Raw genomic sequence first — 679 nt, forward strand, 5'->3', positions numbered from 1 at the left:
GAGCGTGACCAGCCAGGTGGGTACGGGGCCACCTACCAGGTGGTGAATCCCCACCTGGCTGTAGAAGAGTGCCAGTGACCAGAAACCTATCAGGGAGAGCTGATAGGAGATGATCGGGCGGCCGAGAATCTTGGGAATCATGTAGTAGGCGATACCGACCCCGATGGGGGTCACCCAAAGTCCCAGGACGTTATGGGCGAACCACCAGTTGACGGTGGCTCCCGAGGCCCCGGGGAACACCACGGGCAGGTTGGCCAGCAGGAAGAGGATGGGGAACCACACCAGCGCGGCCAGCAGGTACCAGCTGGTGACGTAGAGATGTGATACCCGTCGGTTGGCGGCCGTCAGCAACAGCGGAATGGCACACAGGCCACCGCCGATCACGAACAGGATGTCGACCTGCCAGGGAAACTCGAGCCACTCCTCTCCGTCGGAGAGTCCCAGACTGATCGCCACCAGGCCGAGCATCATGCCGAGGTTCCAGAGCACGGCCCCCGATAAGGCGAATCGTCCGCCTACTAATGCCGTCTTGAACAGTCGCGGTATCAGGAAGATTGCCACCCCGACACCGGCCATGGATGCCCAACCATAGGCAACTGCGTTGAGGTGCATGGGGCGAACCCGGCCGAAAGTCAGCCATTCACTATCAGCCAGCAACTCGGGCCAGTGGAATTTGCCC

The 679-nt window shown here is 61.4% G+C and carries 1 protein-coding gene; it reads right to left on the reverse strand.

Annotated elements, in window-relative coordinates; translation table 11 throughout:
* Positions 1-679 (reverse strand): cbb3-type cytochrome c oxidase subunit I (locus ADS77_RS21255; RefSeq protein ID WP_200909668.1); only part of this gene is annotated, 679 nt, incomplete at both ends.

It is taken from the genome of Pseudoalteromonas porphyrae (assembly GCF_001298125.1).
GTDB classification, from domain to species: Bacteria; Pseudomonadota; Gammaproteobacteria; order Enterobacterales; family Alteromonadaceae; genus Pseudoalteromonas; species Pseudoalteromonas neustonica.